Annotated in this window: 28 protein-coding genes; 4 read left to right on the top strand and 24 right to left on the bottom strand. The window is 63.1% G+C overall.

Features of this window, described 5'->3' with window-relative positions; genetic code table 11:
* Window position 1 precedes the first annotated feature (1 nt).
* The 12 genes from WME75_RS10820 to WME75_RS10765 all read right to left on the bottom strand — a co-directional run bounded on the left by WME75_RS10820 (window position 2) and on the right by WME75_RS10765 (window position 9,804).
* The gene (locus tag WME75_RS10820) at window positions 2-1,411 is read right to left on the bottom strand and encodes a hypothetical protein (RefSeq protein ID WP_437489477.1); all 1,410 of its coding nucleotides are present in this window, start codon (window positions 1,409-1,411) and stop codon (window positions 2-4) included.
* A 3-nt stretch (window positions 1,412-1,414) separates the two neighbouring features.
* Entirely contained in the window at window positions 1,415-2,308 is an 894-nt protein-coding gene (locus WME75_RS10815) for a DNA circularization N-terminal domain-containing protein (RefSeq protein ID WP_437489474.1), read from the bottom strand.
* Window positions 2,308-4,191 carry a hypothetical protein gene (locus WME75_RS10810; RefSeq protein ID WP_437489471.1) on the bottom strand — a complete coding sequence of 628 codons (1,884 nt, stop codon included), beginning with the start codon at window positions 4,189-4,191 and terminating at the stop codon, window positions 2,308-2,310. The genes WME75_RS10815 and WME75_RS10810 overlap by 1 nt, the downstream gene beginning before the upstream one ends.
* 23 nt (window positions 4,192-4,214) lie before the next feature.
* The gene (locus tag WME75_RS10805) at window positions 4,215-4,841 is read right to left on the bottom strand and encodes a hypothetical protein (protein ID WP_437489468.1); all 627 of its coding nucleotides are present in this window, start codon (window positions 4,839-4,841) and stop codon (window positions 4,215-4,217) included.
* 174 nt (window positions 4,842-5,015) lie between these two features.
* Window positions 5,016-5,390 carry a hypothetical protein gene (locus WME75_RS10800; protein ID WP_437489466.1) on the bottom strand — a complete coding sequence of 125 codons (375 nt, stop codon included), beginning with the start codon at window positions 5,388-5,390 and terminating at the stop codon, window positions 5,016-5,018.
* A 56-nt stretch (window positions 5,391-5,446) separates the two neighbouring features.
* Window positions 5,447-6,964 carry a hypothetical protein gene (locus tag WME75_RS10795; protein WP_437489464.1) on the bottom strand — a complete coding sequence of 506 codons (1,518 nt, stop codon included), beginning with the start codon at window positions 6,962-6,964 and terminating at the stop codon, window positions 5,447-5,449.
* 36 nt (window positions 6,965-7,000) lie between these two features.
* Window positions 7,001-7,285, bottom strand: a complete 285-nt coding sequence (locus WME75_RS10790; protein WP_437489461.1) for a hypothetical protein — start codon at window positions 7,283-7,285, stop codon at window positions 7,001-7,003.
* The gene (locus tag WME75_RS10785; RefSeq protein ID WP_437489458.1) at window positions 7,282-7,986 is read right to left on the bottom strand and encodes a hypothetical protein; all 705 of its coding nucleotides are present in this window, start codon (window positions 7,984-7,986) and stop codon (window positions 7,282-7,284) included. The genes WME75_RS10790 and WME75_RS10785 overlap by 4 nt, the downstream gene beginning before the upstream one ends.
* A complete protein-coding gene (locus WME75_RS10780) occupies window positions 7,983-8,363 on the bottom strand; it encodes an HK97 gp10 family phage protein (protein ID WP_437489455.1) in 381 nt (126 codons plus the stop codon). The genes WME75_RS10785 and WME75_RS10780 overlap by 4 nt, the downstream gene beginning before the upstream one ends.
* Window positions 8,356-8,841, bottom strand: a complete 486-nt coding sequence (locus WME75_RS10775; RefSeq protein ID WP_437489452.1) for a hypothetical protein — start codon at window positions 8,839-8,841, stop codon at window positions 8,356-8,358. Before WME75_RS10775 ends, WME75_RS10780 begins: the two co-directional genes overlap by 8 nt.
* Window positions 8,842-8,844: 3 nt before the next feature.
* On the bottom strand, window positions 8,845-9,255 hold the full coding sequence (locus WME75_RS10770) for a hypothetical protein (RefSeq protein ID WP_437489450.1): 411 nt from the start codon (window positions 9,253-9,255) through the stop codon (window positions 8,845-8,847).
* Between the two features lie 3 nt (window positions 9,256-9,258).
* A complete protein-coding gene (locus WME75_RS10765) occupies window positions 9,259-9,804 on the bottom strand; it encodes a hypothetical protein (protein ID WP_437489448.1) in 546 nt (181 codons plus the stop codon).
* A 19-nt stretch (window positions 9,805-9,823) separates the two neighbouring features.
* Between WME75_RS10765 and tnpA the strand changes: the two genes are divergently transcribed.
* Genes tnpA through tnpC form a run of 3 tightly spaced genes read left to right on the top strand, consistent with a single transcriptional unit; the run spans window position 9,824 to window position 12,251 of the window.
* Window positions 9,824-10,162, top strand: a complete 339-nt coding sequence (gene tnpA / locus WME75_RS10760) for an IS66 family insertion sequence element accessory protein TnpA (protein ID WP_437476348.1) — start codon at window positions 9,824-9,826, stop codon at window positions 10,160-10,162.
* Complete coding sequence (tnpB, locus tag WME75_RS10755) at window positions 10,156-10,578, top strand: IS66 family insertion sequence element accessory protein TnpB (RefSeq protein WP_437476351.1); 423 nt, start codon at window positions 10,156-10,158, stop codon at window positions 10,576-10,578. Before tnpA ends, tnpB begins: the two co-directional genes overlap by 7 nt.
* Complete coding sequence (gene tnpC, locus WME75_RS10750) at window positions 10,575-12,251, top strand: IS66 family transposase (RefSeq protein ID WP_437480407.1); 1,677 nt, start codon at window positions 10,575-10,577, stop codon at window positions 12,249-12,251. Before tnpB ends, tnpC begins: the two co-directional genes overlap by 4 nt.
* Window positions 12,252-12,496: 245 nt before the next feature.
* Here tnpC and WME75_RS10745 read toward each other — a convergent pair whose 3' ends face one another.
* The 11 genes from WME75_RS10745 to WME75_RS10695 all read right to left on the bottom strand — a co-directional run bounded on the left by WME75_RS10745 (window position 12,497) and on the right by WME75_RS10695 (window position 21,391).
* Window positions 12,497-13,537, bottom strand: a complete 1,041-nt coding sequence (locus tag WME75_RS10745) for a phage major capsid protein (RefSeq protein ID WP_437489445.1) — start codon at window positions 13,535-13,537, stop codon at window positions 12,497-12,499.
* A 39-nt stretch (window positions 13,538-13,576) separates the two neighbouring features.
* On the bottom strand, window positions 13,577-14,230 hold the full coding sequence (locus WME75_RS10740; RefSeq protein WP_437489442.1) for a hypothetical protein: 654 nt from the start codon (window positions 14,228-14,230) through the stop codon (window positions 13,577-13,579).
* Window positions 14,231-14,276: 46 nt separating this feature from the next.
* The gene (locus tag WME75_RS10735; protein ID WP_437489439.1) at window positions 14,277-15,773 is read right to left on the bottom strand and encodes a DUF4055 domain-containing protein; all 1,497 of its coding nucleotides are present in this window, start codon (window positions 15,771-15,773) and stop codon (window positions 14,277-14,279) included.
* Window positions 15,774-15,823: 50 nt separating this feature from the next.
* Window positions 15,824-17,197, bottom strand: a complete 1,374-nt coding sequence (locus tag WME75_RS10730) for a terminase large subunit domain-containing protein (RefSeq protein WP_437489436.1) — start codon at window positions 17,195-17,197, stop codon at window positions 15,824-15,826.
* The gene (locus WME75_RS10725) at window positions 17,194-17,523 is read right to left on the bottom strand and encodes a hypothetical protein (RefSeq protein WP_437489433.1); all 330 of its coding nucleotides are present in this window, start codon (window positions 17,521-17,523) and stop codon (window positions 17,194-17,196) included. Before WME75_RS10725 ends, WME75_RS10730 begins: the two co-directional genes overlap by 4 nt.
* On the bottom strand, window positions 17,520-18,083 hold the full coding sequence (locus tag WME75_RS10720) for a hypothetical protein (RefSeq protein WP_437489430.1): 564 nt from the start codon (window positions 18,081-18,083) through the stop codon (window positions 17,520-17,522). Before WME75_RS10720 ends, WME75_RS10725 begins: the two co-directional genes overlap by 4 nt.
* A 66-nt stretch (window positions 18,084-18,149) precedes the next feature.
* Complete coding sequence (locus WME75_RS10715) at window positions 18,150-18,410, bottom strand: hypothetical protein (RefSeq protein ID WP_437489428.1); 261 nt, start codon at window positions 18,408-18,410, stop codon at window positions 18,150-18,152.
* Window positions 18,411-18,419: 9 nt separating this feature from the next.
* Complete coding sequence (locus WME75_RS10710; RefSeq protein WP_437489425.1) at window positions 18,420-19,163, bottom strand: LamG-like jellyroll fold domain-containing protein; 744 nt, start codon at window positions 19,161-19,163, stop codon at window positions 18,420-18,422.
* 3 nt (window positions 19,164-19,166) lie between these two features.
* Entirely contained in the window at window positions 19,167-19,652 is a 486-nt protein-coding gene (locus tag WME75_RS10705) for a hypothetical protein (protein ID WP_437489424.1), read from the bottom strand.
* A 78-nt stretch (window positions 19,653-19,730) separates the two neighbouring features.
* Complete coding sequence (locus WME75_RS10700; protein ID WP_437489421.1) at window positions 19,731-20,162, bottom strand: hypothetical protein; 432 nt, start codon at window positions 20,160-20,162, stop codon at window positions 19,731-19,733.
* 293 nt (window positions 20,163-20,455) lie between these two features.
* Window positions 20,456-21,391, bottom strand: coding sequence for a hypothetical protein (locus WME75_RS10695; protein WP_437489418.1), 936 nt, complete (start codon window positions 21,389-21,391; stop codon window positions 20,456-20,458).
* A gap of 429 nt (window positions 21,392-21,820) precedes the next feature.
* On the opposite strand from WME75_RS10695, the gene WME75_RS10690 reads away from it, so the two are divergent.
* Complete coding sequence (locus WME75_RS10690; RefSeq protein WP_437489415.1) at window positions 21,821-22,927, top strand: hypothetical protein; 1,107 nt, start codon at window positions 21,821-21,823, stop codon at window positions 22,925-22,927.
* A gap of 253 nt (window positions 22,928-23,180) precedes the next feature.
* Here the strand turns inward: WME75_RS10690 and WME75_RS10685 are convergent, their stop codons facing one another.
* A complete protein-coding gene (locus WME75_RS10685; RefSeq protein WP_437489412.1) occupies window positions 23,181-23,783 on the bottom strand; it encodes a GIY-YIG nuclease family protein in 603 nt (200 codons plus the stop codon).
* Window positions 23,784-24,361 lie beyond the last annotated feature (578 nt).

The raw sequence follows: 24,361 nt of genomic DNA, 5'->3' as shown, positions 1-24,361 counted from the left end.
ATCAATTGATCTGGAAGGTCTTGGGCCGAATGAGCTTGATCGTGGTGGTAGTCCCGCCCGCACGCGACTTCTTGAACGTCTTCTCAACGCACCACATCGGCTCCATCACATCCTGGACCTCATCGAACACGTCGACCATCGTGTTCACCGCCCAAGGGAAGTTCCTGTAGGTGTGGCCAGCCACCTCGTACGTCGCGACCAGGGACTTCTGTTGCAGCTCGGCCATCTTCCTTTTGACGAACGACTCCAGCTGCTCCATGTCATAGCTCTCGTCATCCTTGATAAACATCGGGGCGGGACGATGTTTCCCGAGAAATTCAAGACCGATCACCTCTGCACGCGGAGGAATCACCTTGGCACCCTTGTATCGCGCCTTGATATCCTGCACGAGATCGATCGGCTTGAGGTTAAGGTCTGCGTCGTAGTCGTAGGCTACAAGCTCGTTGACCATGATGACCTTGTTCCTCGTCTTGTCCGCAGTCTGTCCACCCCCCGTGGCGAAGCCGACGATGAGACTTGGCTGGCCGATGACATCGCGCACGACGGAACCTGTGAGGACGTTGTTCTCGTCGGTTAACCCATTGCGATGTGTGATCCCGTGGATCGTGCTCGACGTGTCGAACGTCGGCACGTCCACGACAACGCCGCTACCATCTGCCGCTGCCCAGATCATCAACCCGAACCGGCGTAGGATCCGGTCAAGGAAGGCGAAGACACCTTCACCCATCTTCGGCTTGATCTGCTTGACGGTGATCCGTCTGAGGTCACGACGGCGCGCATCAATCACGACCGTACTGTCCTTCGTGTCGTACTGAAGCTCGATGGTTCCGTCCGCCCTGGCTACCCGCTTCGGGATCTTCACCTTGACCCTCTGACGCGTCCCGGAAGCGCCCTTAGGCAACCCTGTGATGACCGACACGTTGAGGTCGTCGGTAGTGTACACGGTATCGATCCCGAAGGGTGCGAGGACACCGAGGATGCAATCGAGGATCGTGGAGCCCGATGTGAACTTGTAGGCCGGGTCGATGCAGGCATCAACGACGGGACCGAGGATGTCGCGGCCCTCGACCGTGTAGAGGGTCCCGCCATTCGGCGTTACCTCCGACGTGATCTTCTCGATGTACCCCGTGCATTGAACGCGATCGTTGAGAGCGATCTCCACCCGTGCTCCGGTCTGCATCCCTGTGAGGAGCTCCTTCCCTGGGCCTGACGCGCCCGTGGGCTCGGGATCATCGAAGCTACTGTAGCTCCCCCCGGCTACCGATGGCGGCAGGGTAAATGACCACGCTGCTGTTGGGATCTGAAAGTTCTGGGTGAACCTGTAGCTCGTCCAATTCTTGATCTCGATCCCCTCGTCCGGCAGCCGTAGGACGATCTGGTCGAGCGCGCTCTGCCCGTCACGCAGTGGCATGGTTCACTTGATGTAGTAGCGAATCGCCGTGTGTCCGGAGACAACGGGCGACCCCGCCAGCAGAGGGTTGAGGCTCAGGATCTCGGGTACGGAGTTCCTGAACCGAAGAGCCACCGAGGCGACCGTCGTCGACTTCGGGACGACGTAGAAGCCCTTGTCCGTGCTCTTCGTTGCCAGCGACTGCTGCATCGAGTGCATGGCCGAGATGAAACGGTTCGACGTGTCCCGGAATCCCGCGTTCACCCGTCCGTAGGTATCCTCTAGCTTGCGCACCTGGGAGACGACGCGATCGATCTTCGCGACCGCCCTCGACCTCGCTAGGTCGATCTGGTCCCCGACGGCTTGAAGGCTGCGGACGAATTCGGTGAAGGACCCGAAACCGTCCAGGTTCGGCTTCTGATCCGGGGGGAGGATCCCGACGACGTTGTCCAGGTCGACAGCCGAAGAAGCAGCAATAGCGAAGTCGGAGCTCAGGCCGGCGAATGCCTTGTCCTCTTCCGCCGTCTCCATCCATGTCACCTGAACAGTGGGTCCGCCGCGAAAGTCGGGGTCGAGAACAACCTCCCAATCGACCGTGGAGCACAGCCGCTCGCCGTAGTCCGGATGAACCAAGGTGCCCGGCTGCCGATCCTCAAGGGCAGCGGTGAACTCTCTGCACGTCTTGGGGTACAGCTCGCTCCATGTCTCGTTCGGCCCCCGCGCGATCGTGTTGATGAAGGGGATCTTGAAGCTGAAGATCGCGCTGTTCCGCCCGGTATTCTCTACGAGCCACCCATCCCGGTCCATCCGCTTGTGGGCAACGACCCCGTGCCCGCCCTTCGTCGTCACGAGGACGGTGGGCACAGAGATTCCGCGCCACGAAGCTCCGAGCAGCTGAGAAAGAACGTCAGCGGCCATCAGCGCTTCGTGAAGGGATCGCTACGGTTGATCGCGTTGATCTGCGCATGGAAGTCGTCGAGCGATTTGTTCAGCCGGTCCAGCTTATCGGCCGTCTTGTCGGCGTTGACGTCCACCTTCTCGAGGTTGAGCCGAAGCGGACCGCCTACTGTCCCGAGATCAGGAGGCTGAGGAGGAGGCTCGCTTGGACTGGGCTCCGGCTTCGGGAGAGCCAATCGTTCCCCCATCTTCCGCTGCTCATCCTTCGTGAGCCCGAGCGGGTTCAGAACATCGTCGGTCTTGCGAAGCTGCGACGCAGCAACGAACTCGATCTGGCCGCTCTCCGGGTTGATCTGGTACTTGCCGCGCCGGCCTGGCTCCACAGCGTCGTCGTCCGTCGAGGCAAAGGGCTTCAGGATGGTGCGAATGATATCCGCCACCCAGAGCATGGCATTGGCGAGGGTCAGAGCAGCGTCCGCGATGTCCGGAGCAGCCTTGGCGAAGTCGTCGATGAAGCCTTGAACCGTCGGCATGATCTCAAGGAGCTTCTCCTTGATCTGATTCATCGCGGTTTCCCACTTCTCACCACTGGTCTGGAGGACGGCATTCCGCTTCTTCTCCTCCTCCATCATCGTGGTGTTCGCGGTGACGAAGCCCTTGATGAACTGCTCGACTGCCTGAGCTGCCTCTTCGCGCGAGTCCTTCTCGTTCTTGCCTGACGCCCGGGATTTGTCGAACGCCGCGTCAAACGTCTCCTTGTAGGATCCGATGAAGTTCCTCGAGATTACGTTCTTGTACCCGATATCCTTGAGGGCTCCGACGTTACCGGACGTCTTCCGGTAGATGTCCGCGATCAGCTTGGCGGGGTCGACGATCTTCTCGACCCCGCTCTCGTCCTTCATGATCGAATCTGGCGCGAACCCCTTCGCAAACTGCAAGCTCTCGGAGGTGAACCGAGCGAGACCGGTCGCAGCGTACGCTTCAGACCCCATCTTGGGTTTGGTCGTCTGTAGCAACGCTCCGGCCATGGCAATCCGGGTCCCGTAGTCTCCAGCGAAGCTCTGCGTCGGTGCGGTAAATCGACCACCAAGACCAGCGAGCTTCCCGAAGGTGATGCTGCTCCCCTCCCTCTCACCTTGCCCGATGAGCGTGAGCATGAGGTCTTCCAGCTCACCCTGCTTCATGCCGGGTTTCCAAAGGGTACCGAGCATGTTGGTCATGACGGGAAGCTCGAAGCCACGTCCCTTCGCGATCGTGGCTACCGAATTCATGATGCCCAAGCTGAGCTTGGGATCTCCGGTGAGGTCCTGGAAGTCTCCGGCAGCCTTCAGGATGGCCATCGGATCCATGTTGCTTCGGATCGAGGTGGCCCTGACGCTGTTCTCGATCTCCTTTGCCATGAGCTTCCCGCCCGAGTTGTTGGCCATCTGGACGGCAGCCGTCTCCAGCTCGAGTGATGGCTTGATGACGTCACTGAGGACGAAGCTGGCGAACTGCTTCAGGGCAGCCGCTGCGAGATCGACAGCCTTGCTCAGCGATGCAATGGCAAGCCCGGCAACCCCAGCGGCTTTCGCCATGCTGGCGAGCCCCTCTCCCTTCATGAAGGAGTCGAGGACCGTGGATCCTGTATTCGTACCTGTGATCGCCGACCGGGCAGACGGACCCGAGCGGCCGAAGGCTCGGTCCAGATCATCGTGGTCTCGTCTCCTCCTCGAATCCCGCCTGGAAGTTCGGTGAGCTTCGAGCTCGACCTTGTAGAGGTCGATGCGCCTCTTGGACTCCCGGAGCGCAGCGGCGGTCGCCTCCTGCTCCATCTCGACCCACGCCTGCCGGATGCCGCGGATCGCCGAATGGACCTCGGCAACCCCTTCGGCCCGGAGGATGATCGAAACGGGAGTCGACATCTACTTCGCCGCCTGTTGCTTCTTCAGGAAACGGTCTCTGGCTGCGTACCAGGCGAGGAGCTGGCCATCCGTGAGCTGTACAACTGAGAGGCCATATACAGCATGAGCTGACTCCGTGCTGCCAATGACAAGGAATCTAAAGGGAACGAGCTGCCTCCTACGGCCAGCCGCTCGATCCAGGCGTCCATCTCCTCTTGGCTCATCTTGCTGACGATGGGTCCAAGCTCGCTTTGGACCCTTGTGTAGTTGAACATCAGGACGCCGATCTCATCGGTCGTGAGCTTCTGGGCGACCGCCTCGATACTCGGGAAGAACGGTCGCGAGATGTCCTCCTTGCGCTTGCACGAGCGGAAGAGCACCTCACACGAGCAGCGGTTCTCGAAGAGCGTCGAGTAGCCGGCCGACACCTCTCCGTTCTGAGGGAGCGCTCCCTGATCTTTGAGCATCTTGCGAACGAAGCGCTCCGTCGAAGCCGTGGCGGCCATCGACTCCTCTTGCGTGAGCACCACCATGGCGATCTCGCCGATGGGCTTTCCGTCGGAGGTCTTCCTCGGGAAGGGCACGAGGCGGTACGGCCGAGGAACCGATGTGATCTGAAGCCACAGCTCGGCCGCGGAGATCTCGGATTCGGGGGGAGGCATCTGGCTCATATCTGGTTGACCTCAAGAACGAAAAAAGCGGGAGCGACCGTGAAGAGGGCGTCCAGACCACGCCATCCCCAGCAGTCGCTCCCGCAGGGTAGTCACTCGGAGTAGACGACCCCGAGTGCATTAGGTTGTGATGTACGCGGCCGAGGGGGTCTGGTCCCCGGCTACGTCAATGAGTCAGTCCCACTCGGGGAACTGGCCGACGAACGTGAAGTCCAGCTTGCTGGCCGTGTCGACCGCGTGGCTGAAGTTGTCGTCCGTGATGAAGCCCTTCGAGGTGGCGGTTCGGCCGGCAGCAAAGATGGTCACCTCGACCACCTCGAGGTCCTTCATGAACTGCCCGGGGTCGAGCTCGAAGTCAGCCGAGGGGACTGCGTTGCTCACCGAGATCTCACACATGGGCGAGCCCGGCGAGAGACCAGCGAACCCCTTCGCAACCGTCTTGACCTGCTGTGCACCGGTGCTCCGCTTGATGGAGACAGAGGCTTCTTCTGCCAGAAGAGCGCTGTTCACGTAGACCTGCGCCTTCGTGTAAAGGTCGAGGTTAGCCATATCTCAAGTCCTGTTGCTGTAAGGAAGTGCTCAAATTGGAACGAAGCCGCCGAAAATCAGGCCACCTGGTTCACCTGAAGGGCGACCTGATCCAGGATGTCGATCGGCTGGAGCGGGATCTGCGCCGAGAGCCTGGTGGTGGGAGACGCTTCCCGGATGGCGAGCGTCCCGTTGATGATCTCGCCCACACGCTGGAGCAGGTCGTTCTCCGCGTAGTCTCGCGTGAGTCGGTTGATCAGCGCCTTCAGAACTCGGGGCGTGATCACCGTCGAACCGGGGACGGGCTCGTTTTTCTTCGGGTCGTCGGCAATCTGCTTGCCGCGAAGCGAAGCAGCCGCCTTGGCGATCAGGTCGTCCGTGTAGCGGTCGCAGATCGTGACCTTGTGCGCGTCCCGGATGCGGTAGTCGACGTTCGACCCGTTCAGGAACCGCGTCGTGATGCGCTTCACGACGTAGGTTGCCCCGCTCGTCCGGACGCCGATCGGCGTGAGGCCGGAGTTCAACGCGCTGAGGATCTGAGCCCTGGTCGGGGCGGCCCCAGAGAGGGGCGCCTTCACCTTCCAGTTCGTCTGTGTCTTCGCGTCGTCGCCGTACGAGCTGAAGTTCAGCCGGGGGACGAGCGGGGCCTCCTCCAGGGCGTAGACCGCGGCCATATTGGCGGCCAGCTCGCAGGGAGGCACGTCACTCTGGGCAAGCCATACCAACTCGGCGCGGGCCCCGTTGAGGGCCGTGCTGATGGTGATGGCGTTGCTCAGCGTGTCCACCGAGCCGGCGAAGACCCGCTGCCGGATCCCGGTGACTGCGAGCGCCTGGGTGTTCACCTGGCTGAGGAGGGCGGTGAGCTGCGTCGAATCCTCCGCGGCCGAGACGATGTAGTAGAACCTCTTGGCCAGGATCGTAGCCAGGGCCGTGGCGTTGCTGTCGCCCACCGCCCCGCTCGAGGTGAGCGTCGAGGCCGTCGGGCTGACCGTGGTACCGACCCCGCCCGGCCGGATCTGCGCGAAGTAGCGGACGAAGTTGGACCGCAGGCCGGCCTGCTTGGCCGTGATGGTGAGGACGCCGGATGAATTGTCCGCGGTCACCGGCCAGTGGGTCTTCGCGTTGATGGCGTTCTTCGCGGCGACCGCGATCGTGGTCACCGAGTCGCCGGTCGCGATCCCGAACTCGCAGAACTCATCGCCGACGTAGATCCGGCCCGTGGCAGCTCCGGTTGCCGAGTTCGTGAACGTGATCGTGCCGGTGGCGGCTCCCGGGCTCGACCCCTCCGGGATGGCGATGGCGTAGACGGGGGTCGTCGTGTTGACGGCCGTGAACCTGCGCCACATCCTGTGAAGCTCGGAGCCGGTTCCGAAGAGGGCGATCACGTCCGACTCGGTGCTCATCGACACCGGGGTGTCGGGCCCGTAGATCACCGTGTTCGCAGTTGCGGAGCCCGCAGAGGTCTTCCCGCCCAGGAGGAGCGCCGGGTAGACGCCGGTTCCGAGGGAGGCTTCCCCCTGCGCGAAGTTGATCTCGGCGAACTCGCCGGGGATTGGGTCGCTGGAGGACAGGCCGACGAGGCTGATCGAAGTCATGTTGGGGTTCCCGTAAGAAAGTTGAGAGTCAGCCGATCACTCGGGCTTCGAGCGCAGCTTCTTCGCTTCAGTCGAAGCCTTGAAGAGGACGCCGCAGATCCGGGCCGTCTCTTCGTCAGCCGGCACAAGGCTCCCGGCCTGAACCTCTTGGACGTACTCGGCGCGGAAGGGCACGGTGACGGGCTCCTCGGAGGGAACCCATCCGCCGTTCTTTCCGACGGTCGGATCGTGCTTGCGTCCGACGAACCGGAGGATGCCGGCCTCCATGGCCTCGAAGTCCGGGACCATCGCGGCCCCGACAAGCAGAACTCTAAGCTTCATGTAACGTCCTCTTGGAACTCGATGAGGTCCTCAGACCCCTCGGCGTCTGCAACGCTGATCGTCCCGCCGATCTCGGTGAGGTTCTCCACGCCGGGCGCGTCCATCCTCCGCTCGAAGACGGTCAGATCCATCTCGACGGTCGGGAAGAAGAGCTCCGTGTTCAAACTCTGAAGTGAGCCGTAGCGAGCCTCGGAGATTTGTATCTCCTCGATGCCGGCGAGGTTGAACACAAGGGCGCCGCTCTGGTACGTCGGGTCGTATCCCTGCTCCGTGCGATCGAGGATGACCTTGGCCACCGCTCGAAGGAACGGGTAGAGCTGGAGGTACTGAGCCGGGCCAAGCGGCGGCAGGACCCACTGGAGCTTCCAGGTCTCCTCCAGGTGATACCAGTTGCTCGTCTTCTCGCTGGGTCGCTCCGAGACGACGAAGAGAGCCAGGAACGGCGGCGTGAGCTGCGCCTGGGTCAGGAACGGCAGCGGGTCATACGGGATGGCCAGCGTCGAGATCCTGCCCGAGAGATCTGGGAGCTCCGCCCTGGTGACCTCCGCGTCGAACCTCGCTCCCAAGTGGGTCGTGAGCACTGCCTGGTAGTAGGCGAGCACCGTGTGGAGCGCGGGGTCCGCATCCTGGAGCAAGCTGTTCGTCGTCGCGCTCGTGAGGGGCGACGTGAACTGACCGATACGGAAGCCAGCGTAGCTCACCGGAGCACCTGCCGAAGCTCCTGCTCAAGGATGGCCGGGCCCTCCGCCTCGAGGAACTTCGCCGCCGGAGCCATGAACGGCCGGGCCTTCGCCGGGCCGACGCTCTTCGCGAACACTTCCTCTCCGTTGACGAAGAAGTGGAGGACCTTGTTCCTCATCTTGAAGCCGGGGCGCCCGTTCTCAACGAACCCGGCGTAGTGCTTGTCCGTCGAGATTTCTCGCTCGAACTGGCCAGTCCGTTTCGCCTGTATAGACTTGGCGAGTTCGCCCTTGGTGGCGAGCCCAGCGAAGCCAGCCCCTCTCTCGGCCGCTTTATCGAGTCCAGCCTCAACGGCCCGATCGAGCTCCCCGATGAGTGCTTCGAACGGGTCAGACATGCTGACCGGCCGTCTTCCTCACGATGAGGTAGTAGGAGAAGTTCGCCTTCGGGATTTCCTGCCCGAACTTCTTGAACCAAGCTCCGGCGGGGTATCCGGGGCCGGTGATCTTGAACATCACTTCGGTGTTGCCGCCGGAGATCACCGGATCGAACACCGTAGGGTCCGTGCCTGCTGGTAGCCCCTGCGCGTTCGTGTACGGAGGCGTCAGAGGACCGATCTTGAGATCCTGATCCTGGTAGAGCCCACCGGACGCGATGATGTCACGCTGCGTGAGCTGCTCGACCTTGACGCGCGCTCCGTTGACCAAGAGCGGGGTGTCGACGGGCCCCTTCGTCGACCCCTGGGCTCCTGGAAGGGTTCCAGGGGTCCACGTGTTGATCCTCACCACGACGTCGTACCGACGCAGATCCCACACCGTATGGAGCATCCCCCGGTACTCGTCGAGGATGGGGAGGTAGACGTCGCGAATGCTCACAGATCAGCCGAGCCCCGTGAGTGAGGAGCGACCGTTCCGCATCATCCATCTGTCGTCCTGATACCCGAATGTACCAAAGATGTCCGTGTTGATCGGGACGCCGAAGATGCTGGAGAGCTCCGCCACATAGGAGCGCCCGATGCTTCGCATCCCCTGCGTCTGCTGGTTATCCGGGTAGAGTTCCACATCACCCTTATCGAGCGCCTTCAGCCCGGCCCCAGCGAGGGCCGTACCTTGGATCTGAGTGCGGACGGCCTCGATCTGCGTGAGGAGACCCTGAACGATCGTGGTCGCATCAGGGTCTCCCCCCACCACCATGATCGCCGATTCGAGCCGAGGATTCTGAAAACGCCAAAGCGACGGGTATCCCAAGTAGTGGCGGATCTTCGTCGCTTCGATCGAGGTGAATGCCATGGCTCAGGGCGAGACGAGCAAGATTGCCTGTGCAGTGAACGCAGCAGTGAAATGCGAGTTCAACCGGACCTTCACCTGGTTCCCGAGGGTCGCCAGCGTGGCCGCGTTGGTCGCATCCGAAGCAGCAACCGTGTTCGTCGAGTCCGCCACCGGGTGGAAGGTCGTCGAAGCGCGGTGCAGGTTGTAGTCCGCCTTGAGCTCGTTCATCCTCGCGTTGCACGAGGCGAGATCTGTCGGGTCGGGGGTCGTCAGGACGTTCGTTGCGTCCGCTGCAAGGTGAGCCCCCTGCCCCGTGGTGGCACTGCACGCGGAAGCGATGTGGGCCGCGTAGGCGACAGAGCAGGCAGTCGTGAAGGCGACCTGGTCTGCCGTCGAGGAGCCAGCCGTGAGATCCTCCAGCGAGACGCCCGTGGTGGCGTCGGCATGGAAGATCGCACCAGCGCGGAGCTTGAGCAGATCGAGCCGGAGGGCGTTCTGGACCGCGATGGCCGTAAGCGCCCGGCCAAGGGCATCGTGACCGTCCGCGTGGCGTCGGTTACCTGTTCCCATCGCGACGAAGGAGGAAGCGATGGCGACGAGAATGGAGTGGGCCGAGCGGGTGGGTCGATGGGAGCGGAGCGGGCTGAGTGCCGAGAAGTTCGCGCGCCGCGAGGGCTACAAGCCCAAGCAGCTGTACTGGTGGCGCTGGAAGCTGCGGGCTGATGGGCCCGCGCAGCCGGCGCCGTCGTCGCTGGCGGAAACGCCGCGCTTCCTGCCGGTACACGTGGTGACCGACGCATCGCCGGTCGCGTCGGAGCCGATCGAGATCGCGCTGCCCAACGGGCGGGTGGTCCGCGTTCGGCCGGGCTTCGACCCGGCCACGCTCGAGCGCGTGCTGGCGCTCGCTGCCGAGGAGGTGCCGTGCTGACGCTGCCGCCGTCGGTGCGCGTGTACGTCGCGGCCGAGCCTACCGACCTGCGCAAGAGCTTTGATGGCCTGTCGGTACTGGTCGCTCAGTGCTTCGGAGCCGATCCGCTCTGCGGCCATCTGTTCGTGTTCAGGAATCGGCGAGGCGACCAGGTGCGAGTCTTATTCTGGGACCGCACTGGCTACGTGATTGTGGCGAAGAAACTCGCCCGCGGCCGATTCCACCTTGCCCGCGACCTGCCCAAGGGAGCGACCCACATTGAGGTCGAGGCGGCCGAGCTGTCGCTGATGCTCGAAGGCATCGACCTGTCGCAGGCCGTACGGCGCAAGCGCTGGAGGCCCGGCGTGAGAAATTTCGACGCGTCGAAGCAACGCTTGATGGATGCGCGCGGGATAGATATCCAACGCGCCACGTGAGCAGTCCCCCTCCGTCCCAAGCACAGCTCCCCGCCGATCTGGCCGATGTGCGACGCAAGCTCGAGCAGCTCGCGGCCGACGGGCAGGTCGCGGCGCTCATCGAGCTGGTACTCGGGCTTCTGGTCCAGCTGCGCGACAAGAACACCGCGCTGTCGGCGAGGCTCGCGAGCGCGCTGCGTGAGCTGTACGGCCGCAAGAGCCAGAAGGTCTCTACCGAGCAGCTGATGCTGCTGTTCGCCGAGCTCGGCGCCCAGACGCCGCAGGGGGGCGGTGACTGCGCGCCCTCGTCAGACCCTGGCGCGGAGGCTCCTGAGCAGCCGGGGCAGGGGCTGGTGCCGCAACCTCCTGAGCCGCCGAAGCCGCCGCGAGGACGGCGTGGGCGCGCGCCGCTTCCCGCACACCTGCCGCGCGAGACGCGCGTTGTGCCCGTCGCCGAAGCCGAGCGGAAGTGCCCGCAGTGCGGCGCGGACAAAAAGTGCATCGGTCACCGTACGAGCGAAGTTCTCGAGTTCGTCCCTGCACAGTTCCGGGTCATCGAGGAGCAGAGGGAGAAGCTCGCCTGTCCGCGCTGTCCCGAGCAGGGGGTGACGACGGCGGACAGCGAGAAGGTGATGGATCGGGGTCGCCCGGGGCCGGGGCTGCTCGCGAGCATCATCGTCGAGAAGTTCGAGGACGCGATGCCGCTGTATCGGCAAGCGCAGCAGTATGCCCGCTTCGGCGTGTCGCTGTCGCCGTCGACGCTGGGTGAGTGGTCGGCGTTCGCACTCGATGTGCTCGCCTCGGTGGCCAAGAGGATCCAGGAGCGCGTGCTGGGCGCATGCTACCTGCGCGCCGATGACACCGGGATGCGCGTGCTGGATCAGGATCATCCAGCGGGGGTGAAGCGAGGGCACATCTGGGCCTTTGTCGGGGCTGGGCTCGTCGCCTTCCTGTACGCACCGGACTGGAGGGCGAAGCATCCGGCTGCCCAGCTGCAGGGCTTCACCGGCTACCTGCAGGGCGATGGTTATGCAGGGTACGGCGCGATGTTGCGCGGAGACGACGGTGGCGAGGTGATCGTGCCCGAGGAGCGCCGGCTCGGCTGTGGAATGCACATCCGCGCGAAGTTCGAGAAGGCGGCGAAGGGCGGCGACGAGCGAGCCGCTGTGGCGCTTGCGTACTTCAAGGCCATCTACCGCATCGAAGCTGCCTGCAAAGCTGAGGCGCTGTCCGCGGAGGCACGCCTGACGCGCCGGCAGGCGCTGTCGCTCCCCGTGCTCGAGGAGCTCTATAAGTGGATTCACGATCTGCACCTGCGGCTCGTGCCAAGTACGCCGCTATACGTCGCGACGCTGTACGCCATCAACCAGGAGGCAGCGTGGCGGCGCTGCTTCACGGATGGGCGCTTCGAGATCGACAACGGTGAAGTCGAACGGCGAATAAGATGTGTGGCGCTCGGAAGGAAGAACTACTTATTCGCGGGCTCGGACAAGGGAGCTGAACGCCTCGCCGTCGGCTACACCGTATTTGGCTCGTGCCGGATGCACGGAGTCAACCCGCTCGCCTGGGCGACGGAGGTGATCGGCAAGCTGCAGGCGGGCTGGCCGCGCGAACGGCTGGACGAGCTGCTGCCCGACGCGTGGGCGCGAGCGTCGCTCGCGGCTCCGGCCGCTGACGACACCGACACGTCCTGAACGACGCGAACCTCAATCTTTGCCGCTGGGGGTCCGGGGGGAGAGCACCTCGCCGGCCCTCTCGTGTCCGCCCGCGTCTGCCCGGACCAACGGTAGGCGCCGCCCCGCGCCCAGCATCGTCGACCCCGGTGAGAGCCGCAAGGGGCCGCGCCCATGGCGATGGCTGGGCGCTTACCGATGGCCTGCTCCGCCTCGAGCCTCGTGAGCCGCCGAATAGAGGTTGCCATATCGTGACCTCAGTTCGCTCAGGCGATGTTGCTGCGCTTGCCGAACGCGTTGGGGCGCTCTACGACGAGCTGGGGGTAGACCTTCAGGTATGCCTTCTGGGAGTCCCCCGTCTTCGCAAGAACTTCGAGCATCGTTCCGAGGGGGATGGTGTCGAAGCCATCGGAGAGTCCACCAATCATGGTGTCACCACCACCGAACGGGATGACCGAGTTGGCCGCGTCCAGGTACTCAATCCGCATGTAGCGGCTGTTGCAGTAGTAAATCGAGTTGGCCGGAGTGAACGAGTCTTCGATGAAGGTGCATCCATCGAACTTGAGGGCACCAACGCCGCCGTCGAGCGTAACGAGACCAGACGCCGTGTTCACCACGTCGACGTTCGTCTGAAATACGTATTGCTTCTGAGGATCGAAGAGGGCCGAGAGCTTATTGAGGGTCAGGCTCGACACCATGGCGAAGTCGGGCTTGTAGCCGCTAGCCGTCTTGATCGCCGACAGATCGCTACGAACGAGATCGAACGTAAGCGCCGTGGCAGAGACTGGAGCGAAGACGTTCGGGATCCAGAACGAGTTGGCGCCAACGGTGCGGTCGATGGTCGCGTACGTGTTGTTGGTCGTTCCGATCGCAGCATCGAGGCCGACCAGATCGTTGCCCCCCGCTCCCACATAGAGGTCGGTGTTGAGCAGCTTTGCCAGCTTCTCGGCACCGTTCTCCATCTGTCGCTTCCACAGCTGGACGTTGCCAGCAGGGGTACGAGACGAGGCAGCAGCAGCCATCGCGTCGCCGTTGACGTGGAAGGGGGCCCAGTAGCGGGCATGAGGGATGGTTGCGCTGGTCTGCGAGTCAGAGCCGAAGTTGGCCGGGTCTGCACCGGACGCAAACGACTCCGCGACTGCTCCGTCGCCCTCAGCGACCCATGCCGCGTTCTTGCCTTCCATTGGACGGAACGTCGGAGCGAGAAGCTTGAGGAAGACAGAAGTACGATTGATCTGCCGAACGATATCGCCAGCGTAGTTTTGCGCGATGACGATCAGGGCTTGGGTAAGCGGGACATCAGCCATTGTAAGGTCCTTGAAGAAAGAACGTTGTCAGAACGGGGTTCAGGCGAGGCCCAAGTCCCGAAGAGTCTTTGCAAGTGGATCTTCGCGTTCGCCGCGCTGAGACGCCGAAACGGGTCGAGCCGGAACCACTGGGGCCTTCCTCGCCACCCCCGGAGAGGGAGCCGGTCGAAACAGTGCGGACTCCGTGCTCTGGAGGTACTCGGCTACGCCCTGCCGGAGGTCGTAGTCCGTGTCTCCATGCTTGAATGAGACATGGCCGTGATTGTCGACCGTAACCCGCTTCTCGGCGTGGAAGAGAAGCTTTGCAACAACGTCGACAGCCTCAGGACGAACCTTGCCGGTCAGCTCAGAACGGAGTTCGCCGTACGCCTTCTCCTCGCGAGCTGCCTGGCGCTCTCGGGCCCGGGAGTCCTCGGACTTCCTGAGCTGAGCTCGGAGCTCCTCAAGTTGCCGGGTCACCTCGGGGTCTCCGCTGGGCTGTGCTGCCTTGGGCTCGGGCTTCGGCTGAAGCTGCTCCCTCAGCGACACAATGTGAGGTCCGAGAGCTTCTTCGAGAAACTTTGGCAGGGTTCGCTTGAGCTGCGATCCCACCGCAGCATTCACGTGGTTCAGGAGCCTCTGGTCGTCGATGGCGGATACATCTCCGCCCTTCGGATCGGTCGTGACCTGTCCGTCGGTCTGCACGTCAGCCATGTGAGTTCCTCCGCCCTGTTCCCCGGCCGTAGGGGAACAGTGGATGTCAGTTCAGATCGGAGCCTGAACCGTGGGGTTGCGAGGATTGCGCGTCCTCGCTCGCGTCGCCCGAGGAATCCTCGGTCGTTTCCGTGGTGGAGCGAGAAGCCGAGTTCTCGATCTCCTCACGGATAAGGTCCTTCACCTCTTGCGAGGCGTTCGGCAGCAGGAGGTCCGCCGCCTTCATCCCGAGCTCTCGGTAGAGCGTGGGGCTCGGAATGCCGAGGGTCTTGGCCGTCTGAATGTTCGCGAGCGTGACCGTCACGGCGTCGAGGTTGAATTTGTCCATGCCCTCGATGCTGAACGTCACATCGAAGTCCCCTCGGCCATCGGAGATGAGCTCGAAGGTCTCCTCGATCGCCTCCTTGACCTCGGTGGCGTACGCATGGAGGCAGATCTCGGTCGCCGCCATGTCCGCCTGCTTGCTCTCACCGGAGCGGGTCATGGCCGCCGCCGAGTTGTTCACGGACGCGGCCATCTGCTGGGCGATCCTGTAGATCTCGTCCTTCTGCGCAGCGATCTCGTTTTGGAGGATGTCGAAGGACGCAGTTGAGGGGGAGACCCACTCGAACGACTCTCCGACGTCGATCATCTGCAAGTACCCGGCGCCGGTGACCGGAGGAGACTCCTTGTCCTTCGCCTTGAACACGGCCATCGGGTAGCAGGTGCGTTTGATCGCCCACCCCATGGCCGCGCTGAGCCTGAAGTGCTCGATCTGAGCATCGGCCGCCCGGTTCATCAGCCAGAGGCCCTCGGGCAGCCTCATGCAGACGACGGGCACCCGGGTGAACCTGTGGGGGACGGCGCCCAGGCTGGGGATCTCGTCCTCCGGGCTCAGCTTGCGCTTCTTGGGGTCGTACTTGACCTGGAAGGTCTCGACGGTCTCGCGATCGAAGATCCGCCAGGTCTCGGTGACGACGGCCCGCTCCGTTCGGGGATCGTCCCGACGCATCTCGCGCTTGTGGGTGATGACCCACAGGAGCCCGTCGTCGTCGCACTCCCAGTCGAGTACGTCCTCGGGCTCGAGCGGGCAGAGCCGAACCCGGCCGAGCCCCCGGGCCTCCCAGTCCACCCGGGACTCCGCGGGGAGCCCGCCGTCGTCGGGCAGCTCGGCCAGCCACCACGAGCAGCCCTTCACGAGCGCCGTGACGAGCCTGGACCTCATGAAGCTCGTGAGGTCGGTCCCGACCTGGTCGACGTCCTCCCGCAGCTCCGCGTAGAACGGGTCGGGGGCTTGGGTCTCGCCGTCTCGGGTCGCCCTCACCAGGAAGGGCGAGGAGAAGAGCTGCGCGGCGAAGAAGTCGATGATCGGGCCGACGTAGCTGCGGTACGCCGCCTCTCGCTTCCGGAGCGCGTAAGCCTCAGCGGGCTCCAGCGGGTTCTGGAAGAGGAACGCCCCGATGGCCTTCCGGAAGGCCGAGCCGCCCCTGTAGAGGGCGTCATACCTGCGGAACACCTCCGGGTCGCAGCAGGGGTGCCGCTTGGAGATCGTGGAGAGCCGCACACGTCATTTCGTGTAGGACCGTGCGCGAAATCGCACGACCGGGCTGGGAATCACCAGAAGCCGGGGATCTCGAGCTTACCCCTCGCCACCTGGATCGCGGGAAACAGCTCTGTCACGGCGTGCACGTAGGCATCCATGCGGTCTGGGGAGCGCTTGTCCCGCGGCGTCCAAGTGCAGCACTGCATCTCGAATTCCTTGAAGGTCCCGACGAACTTGATCTTCCCGCCCTGGGTAAGAGCCGAAACGGGCAGGGCGCGCTCGCTCTTGGTTCCTTTTGCTGGAACGGGCTTGAATTTGGCGTTCAGCTTCATCTGCCGGAACATCGTGGGGATCAATTCTCCGCCATAATTTGATTCGTACAGGATCTCGTTCGCCCCGTGCTCCTGATAGACCCTATACATCTCCTTCGCCCACTCCTCAGGCGAAGCTCGGAGGCTAAAGTCTCCTAGCATGTACGCCGTCTGCCCATCCTCGGAGAGTCCCATGAGGATGATCCCACATTCCGCTGCGGTCTCCTTGCCGGATCCTGACGTATCGACGGCGACGATCTTGCGCTTGAATTTGAGGGGTCTCGATGACCGATTGCCGTCGAACCATTTCTGGCGGAAGAGCGCCCCGGGCTCGTTACCCAAGAGCTGACCATGCAGCTCCTGGCCAGCCATGTCACTATCGCCGTAGATGAACTCGATCGCCTCGATCGTTCCAGGGGGCAGGTTCTTGATGTTGTCCCTCGATGATCCCTGCGTAAGGACAGTCCTTGGATCGTCCAGAAGGTCGTGAAGGACCTTCTTGTTGCGCGGCGTCGTCGTGAAGATCGCCTGCGGGTTGCCGCCCTTTGGGGTCGTCCCCGACAGCGCCGGGTTCATCAGCAACCAGCAATCGTCGATGCTGTAGAACGAGGCGAACTCATCGACCCATCCCGTGTCCCACTCGAAGCCGCGGAAGCCGTCGGGCTTCTCGCTCGTGCGGACATCGGCCACAGGAGCGTCATCCGTGTAGGGCCAGAAGCGAAGCTCAAGGTTCGATTGGATGTACCTCGGTCGGCGTTCGGGCGGGAACACAGCCTGTAGACCGCCGACCTGGATCTTACGGACGTCCTGATAGTTCGCGCCCGCCAAGAGAATTCGGCGAGCGTTGCCCGTTTCGACTCGATGGCGGATCCACTCGGCCGCAGTCTTCGACTTGCCCCATCGGCGACCTGCTAACACCACCCAGTAGCGCCATTCATGGCAGGCAGGGATGGTCACGTCCACCGAATGCGGTGGGAGCTGACGCGGGCGGGCCCAGAAGTCCCAGCAATGCGGAAGCGCTGCGAGCTCCTCTGGGCTCAAGGACGCAAGGAAGCGTTGCCGCTCAAGAGCGGGCAACGAGGCGAGCTGGGACGCCCGGGACTCGCCCTCCGGGTTCCACAGCCGCGCCCTCATGCCACCTTCTTGGCCTCCGTCTGGAGGCGGAAGATGGTGTTCTCGAGCACCTCTGTCTTCTTCTTGAGGTTTTTGACCTCGGAGACGAGGGCCTCGATCCTGGAGCGCATCGAGTCGGCGTCCCGCTCCTCATGCGTGAAGAGCTCGGGGATGAGCCGGCGGAGATCCTCTTCGGTCGTGTAGTAGAACTTCCCAAGCCGGAAGAACTGGAACTCCGTTTGCCGTTCCGCGGCGTACACCCTGAGCCGCCGCTGGACGAAGCGGTGCTCGAGGTGATCCATGTTGAGGATCTGCGCTACCTGGTCGACGCTGAGGAGGCGGTTCATACGCTGACCGCCTCCTGCTCCCGAGCTCGTAGCTGATTGGCCCGGCGGCCGTACGCAGCGAGGGCGCCTTGGTAGAGGGAGGATGCCTCCTGCTGGAGCTGCCGGACGATGGGGTCCTTGCGCACGATCGCCGAAGCGACCCATGCCGGGCTGAAGCGCTTGATCCCCTGCGCCGTCCGCGTCAGGTGGAGGACGCCGGCCAGGCCGCCGAAGACCTCCCGGACCTCGGGCGGGTACCGCCGGGGCTCGTAGTACGCCTCCAGGACGGCCTTGGCCCGCGGCGGGAGGGCGCAGTAGATGACCATCACACGGCGGTTCTTCGAGGCCGCAGCCATGCGGCCGAGGGCCCTACGGGTGTCGAGGGCGTCGATCAGGGTGTCCTCGTTGAAGAGGTCCTCTTGTATGCCGTTGACGAGCTCGCCGTCCTCGATGCGGGTTCGCTTCGTGCCGTACTTGGAGGCCAGGATCAGGGAGTTGAAGTTCGATTTGAAGCCCATCTGGGACTCACAGTCCCAGAAGAGCCATTCGAGATCGTCGTGGTGTGTCGAGCGCTTCTTCACGGTGGGAGCCTCGCCGTGGTCTGGGGGGACGAAGCTGTGATTCGATCTACATTTGATGGTTGAGGATCAGCCCGGCGGGATCCACACGGGAGGCCACCAACTCTCGTCGATCTCCACCGGCACGTGATCGCCCAGTGCCGGCTCGAGCTCAGGAGCATAAGGGACGGCCCAGAGGTCCTGGGAATGGTGCTTGATCGGCTCAGCCCACGTCTGCGTGAGGACAACGATCTGACCGTTAACGACACCGGTAGCCGGGTACCCGAGGAGGGCATCGACCTGCGCAATGAAACTGATCGCCTCGGATTCATCATCAAAAACTACGAACACGGACACCTCCTAACGCGCCAAAAGGTAGGATACGAGCTGCGCCGTCTCCGCCGGCAAAAGGACGCGATTGAACACGACGAACTCCCCCAGGTGGCCGCCGAACCGCGTCGCGCCGCCGCTTGACCCACCGAGTACAAGCGCCCCGGGCGACGTGACGGGGCCCGTTGCCGTTGCAGCCGTACTAGGGGCTAGCGTCTGGCCGTCGATCTCGACGGTCGCGTTCGTAATGTCATTCAAGGCGACGCCGGGGACGGTAGTGACACATGCGTGGAGCTGACCGTCGGACTGCTTCGAGGAGCCTGTGAAGTACCGATAGTTCGAGGAACCTGCCATGAGTAGCGGGCGCGTCCCGTCGAAGCAGAGGCCGAGGAGCGGGTAGGTCGTCGTCTGCGTGTCGAAGAGGCGGTTCTGCGTAACCTTCGTTGCCGAGAACGCGAACCCGTACGTGCGGGTCGTGAGCGTCGACGGTGACGACGCGGTCATGAACGTCAGGCTCCCGTCGAAGAGGAGGCTTGGCTTACCGCCGAGTCCGGTCGCGGTCCACGTCGGCTGGGCTGACCCCGACGCCTGGACCGCGTCCCCGCCGCCGACGCCGAAGCTCCTCCAGAGGGCGACCTTCTCATCAGACAGGGTGACGCCGCGATCGGCTCGGAACCAGTGGACGAGGCCGGGGAGGAGCGCAGGAGTGAACCCCTCGCTCCGGTACCCCTCCAGGGGATCCGCAATCGATCGTGCGATGGATCTGCGGATCATAGGTCAGTACGCCGCCGTCAGAGCGATGGCGATCGTCCCTGGGGTTGCCGTCACGCCGTGTTCCGCGGCGATCATCCGGATCGTGGTCCAGCCGCCGCGTACGAGGACCATCAGCTCGCGGCTGACCGGGTTGGCGTCCTGGGGTACGGCTCCGAGGATCACCTGTGCGTACGCGCTCTGGAGGCCGAACGGCTGTGACGCTACGACCACGGGGTCGATGACGCTGATGTCGCCCTCCTCCGTGCCGTTCCCCACGAGGATCCGGAACTTCGGCTGCCCGTTCGCAACTCCCCTCGCGTATGTCGTGATAAAGCTGACGGCGGAGACCCCGTCGGGGATCGCGTACGCCGCCTGGTTGGTCCAGGCGCCGGCCGCAGGAAGGGCCGCCGAGGCCAGATGAACGACCCTCGCGATCCGAGCAGGCTTGGGAGATGCGCTCGGCTGCTGGACCGTGACTCGAAGGGACCGGTCCGCCGCGACGGCAGGCATCACCTGCTGCTTCCCCTGGCTGTCGACCAGGTTGCTCGTTCCTGTCGGGTAGTACATCGCACTCATAGGCCAAGGACCTCAATGAACCGCGGGGGCGGCGTTCTCTGAAGGAAGCGAAGGGGACTCGGCGTCGGTCTGGGACGCCGAATCGTTAAGCTTGTCGAGTTTGTCGAGGATCGAAGCCGTCAGGGCCGAGGCGTCTGGCCCCTTGGGGGTCGCAGGCTGCTCGACCTTCTCGATCGAATCGATGTCGAGGATCAGCGCCTTGGCCTGCTTCAGGGCCTCAAGGCGACTGAATTCCGGCCCTGCGTTGACCAGTCCCACGGTGAGTTCGAGCAGGGTTTCGAGGCGTTCCTTGGCCGATTTGCCGGAGAGATCGATCTGCTTGGTGGTGAGGGGGGCGCGCCTCGTCCGCTGGACGGGGACGTCATCTTCCTCGCCCGGATAGCTGCTGATCGGGACGACGGGGGCACCCGGCATGCAATGCTTCTTGTGGTTCCACACCAGCATGTGGTCGGAAATGCCGAACTTCCGAGCAGTACGCCGGAGGGAGAGCTCGTTCGTGCGGAGGATCCGCTCGATCTCCGCGCGAGCCTCATGTCTGCAAACTGCACAAGCCATCGTACGTCTGGAAGTATGACGTACGGAATCGAACAAACAAGCAATTACAGCTTGCCTGCGTCAAGATTTCACGCCAACGAGGGAGATGGAAGAAGAAAGGCCCCTCCCGAACCCATTCCGAGAGGGGGCTGGACCGCGAGTCTCGATCGCCGATTACGCTCTGGGACGGGGATACACCGGGGTCACTGCATCACGAAGTGAACGATCCCGTCGAGCACCGGGAGCTGCACGTTCGCCCCCTGGTCATCTCCCTTGTCCTCCGTGGACTTGAGCGCTTCCTCCAGGGCAGCACGCGGTACACGGATGCTCACGACACGGATCTGATGACGGCACCTCTTCCGGCCGTGCATCAGCTCGAGTTTGGTCCACTCGCCCGGATGGATCCTGCCGCAGACCCGCACAAGCCCAACTCCGCTTTCGAGCGGATCCATCTTGCGAAGCGCCGACCGCTTGGCCCGGACCTTCTCCTGTTCGATGGCATCGCGAACTTCTCCCACGGTGGCGTAAGCCGACAGCTCGGGGATGCGCTCCACCAGGTCAGGCGGGGTCGGAAGCTTGGCATCGAGGCCACCAAGCCGTTTGGCGTCGTGGAAGCTTTCGAGGACGGCCTGGAGCGCGGGGTCCCGCTCGGCCCGTTCGAACAGCGGGCTCGTCTCGACGGCCTCGGCGACAGCCCTGGGGGCGGTCATCCTCGCGATGACCTTCTCCGGATCTGCCTCGCGAACGAGCTCCAGGAGGCCCGTGACGTTCGCCGTCGCCTCAGGGTGCTCAAGGAGCGCCTGGCGATGGAACGACGACATCCGTGAGATCCGCAGGTACTTCTCGATCGTGGACGTTGAGAGCCCCGCGTCGCGGGCGCACGCCTTGATGAAACCCGGAATCCCTTCCGGGTTTCGGCGACCCACCCGGCCGGTGCGGTGTTCGGCGTCGTAGGCGACCTTGGCCGCTGCGACGAGATCGGCGATCTCCAGGTAGTTGCGGGTGAGGAGCTGGTTCAGCTCGTGGGTCCGTTGCCGGATACGCGCGCAGGCGTCCCGGTAGGAGGAGGAAGGGGATTGCGCTTCGCTATCGCTGTCTTGGACCGAGCGGCCCAGGCTCTGAGTCGTGGTGGTCGCCATGGCGGCCTCCTGGATGGAGTGATCTGCACCCACGAGCCACGTCGGCTCGTAGGGGCGGGGGCAACCAGGGGGCGAAGGCGGGCACGATCCTTCTGTACACCGACGGCTTCGGATTCGAGCCCGAGGATCCAAACGAAAGACCGTCGGCATGACGATTTCCTCTTGTGGTCAGAACTGCCACGAAATCGGCGGACCGAGTTGATCGGCTCGGGGTTCGACTTGTAGGAGGCGCGCCGATGGGATCGGTCGACATACCCCTCCTACAGGTCGAGAGACGCGCCGATCACGCGATTCCGGTCGATTTTCGAAAAGTTTGTAGCAGGACGTGGGACAGCGGCCCCATCAGTATGCAAGGCGCCGGGGTGGCGGGTCGCAGACGCAGATCTGGGCTGGAGATCCTGGACGTTTACCTTGTGGTAGTCTCCAGGGATGGGAACCGAAGCCTGGATCTACATCGATGAATCGCAGGCCCCTAATATGAAAGGAACGGCCATGGGGCGCCCGTTTCGAATCGGGGCACTTCTCGTGGAGGCGCCCATCGCTGATGATATCATCAGGGATGGTCTCGCTCGGCTCGACACGAGGCAGTATTCGCCTGATAGGGCGCTCGTCAGAGGCCATTTCCACGCTTCAGAGGATTCGGAGAACGCACATGCCGCCTTCGCGGATGCCATTAGCAACGCCAAGCTCAATGCGCTATTTGTGGACGAGCGATGGCACTTCGATCGCGACGATTCGCACGAGTTCGACGGAGCCCTCTTGCATTCGTTTCTGATTATGATTCAATCGCTACGCGTTCATCAAATGGAATACGACGCGATACACATGCTTGTAGCTCGACGCCAGGGTACCTTTGAGGAGCGGCACGCAAAACATTGGGAGCGCACATGGCGCAACGATACCCTAACTGCAATATGCAGCAGTCCAGAATTTGTCACTCGCTTCCCCCGCTTAACGATGGATGTCGTGAACGGTTCTGACCTGGGGGTTCAAGTGTGCGATTTTGTGCTGTGGGCCACGCAAAGAGCACGAATCGGAGAGTCTTCGCTTTCTGGAAACGCCGATTTCTACGAGCGAGTGGGGCTGAAAACCATCAAATCTGGTGGCATCGAGGGCGGCGCCAGTCAAGAGTCAATGTCGATTATCGGTCGCTTCAAAATGCGATACTTCCGCTCCGATATGAGCAGGGGTCCGGGTCGTTGGCCTCAAGATATCGGCACCGCGGAGCTGGGCATCATACTCAAAGAGATAGAAGAACAAGTCCGAAAGGCCGCGAGGCTAGCTCCCGGGAACTCGCGGATTGGGCACTTGGAGGCGGAGTTGCGTGCTGCCGTCGAAGTGCTGAATGATTGCGCCTCCCCGCCCTCGCTGCAACGCGTCGCCGAGGCATTTCTTCTCGCGTGCGACACACTCCCTCTATACGACCCAACGGACGCGGACGAATGCGTTCGAGTACGAGAACGCCGTATCCTCGCGGCTGCTACGATTTCGTCATCTCAGTATTTGGACCTTTGGATGCGGTATCGGAACTTTTGACCTGAATGTGCCTGCGCGTTCTCGCCTGCGAAGTGGCCACGCCCCGCCCATCAGGAAGGCGAACGCGGCGCAATGCGTCAGGTGTGTCATGGTTCTGATGGCCGCCGGGCTGGGCCGGAGAGCTCGGTCAGGGCGCCCGGGTGAGCGGTCTACAGGAAGGAGGACGCGGCCGTTCCCCGGTCGAGCTCCCGACGGGCAGGCGGCTCGCTAACGATCGAGGCGGAGACGAGGGGCGGGCATCCACCGGTGGTGGTTACGGCACCTTCTGCTTGAGCACGAGCGTGTTGTACAGTTGCTCAATCATCTCGGCCTGCGTAGCAGAAGCATGATCTGAGCGGATCTGAGTGAAGAGCCAAGTGTGATCGCCGAAGGATGGATTCTGACGATTGTCGAGTGGCTTGGCGAGGAGGATCAGCAGAGCTTCAACCTCGTCGAGCCACTTATCCATGGATCCACTGACAGGCGATCCTTGGGGCAACGGAACCTGCTCGATATCCTGCGGCTTGGTGGAGTCTATCTTTTCAGCGATATCCACTGGAGATACCCAGGAGAAGGCGTCCCACCGCCCCACCAAGTGATCCGTCCGGTAGTGAGCAAGTAATCTGTCGCCGATCCTGTTCGCCTGGCCGACGTAGACAGTGGTGTCCCCCTTGTAGAGAGCGTATACGCCAGGCACGTCCCAGAAGTTGAGCGTCTGACGCTTGCGCTGAAGCTCCGACAGCGCCCCTCTTCCCTGCTGCGCACTGAGTTTTCCAGCATAGTACCCGAGGAGTTCACATGTAGGGTTGCGCCCTGGAGACCCCCATCCGACCAGCTCCGAGCTCCACATCAGTCCCGCACTGTTGAACATTCCCATGTCCACCACCTATACGCACGCGTGCGCCCGCATCCAGCCCTCTCGGTCATGACGCAGTCGATTGCGCATCGCGTCATACATGCCTCGCCTCAAGCGAAGCTCGGAGCTGGGTGAGCTCGGCCGGTTCCTCCCCGGGCGGGGAGGAGGACACAGACGGAGGAGGCGCGCGCGGAGGGGCGGCGGAGGCCAGGTGCGTTGACGGTCGTGCTGACGGTCGCTTAGTGTACTTCGTACCATCGACAGCACAGAGATGCCGTGAAACATAGGCTTGCTGCCTGTGCTGTCTGTGCTGCCTGTTCGAACCGCCTCTTCCCCGCCCAGGGTTCTCCGGCTGGCCGTAGGCCACCCCCTCTTTCTTTTTCGATCGAGAGTAGGAAGCAACAGGCAGCACAGGCAGCACGGTCAGCAAGAGCCACTTTGAAGCCATTTTCGTGCTGTCGATGGTAAGAAGTACCATAAGGCAACAGGCAGCACAGGCAGCAGAACCGCCAGCACCTGGCTGACGCCGAACGGTCGGCGTGCTCCGAAGCGACCGGCGACTCGATGCCTCGCAAAAGAAATCGTATCTGGACGTACGA

This window comes from Sorangium sp. So ce1014, assembly GCF_051521505.1.
GTDB lineage: Bacteria > Myxococcota_A > Polyangia > Polyangiales > Polyangiaceae > Sorangium.
Note: the sequence above shows the minus strand (reverse complement) of the source record. Positions and strands in the feature narration are given on the sequence as shown.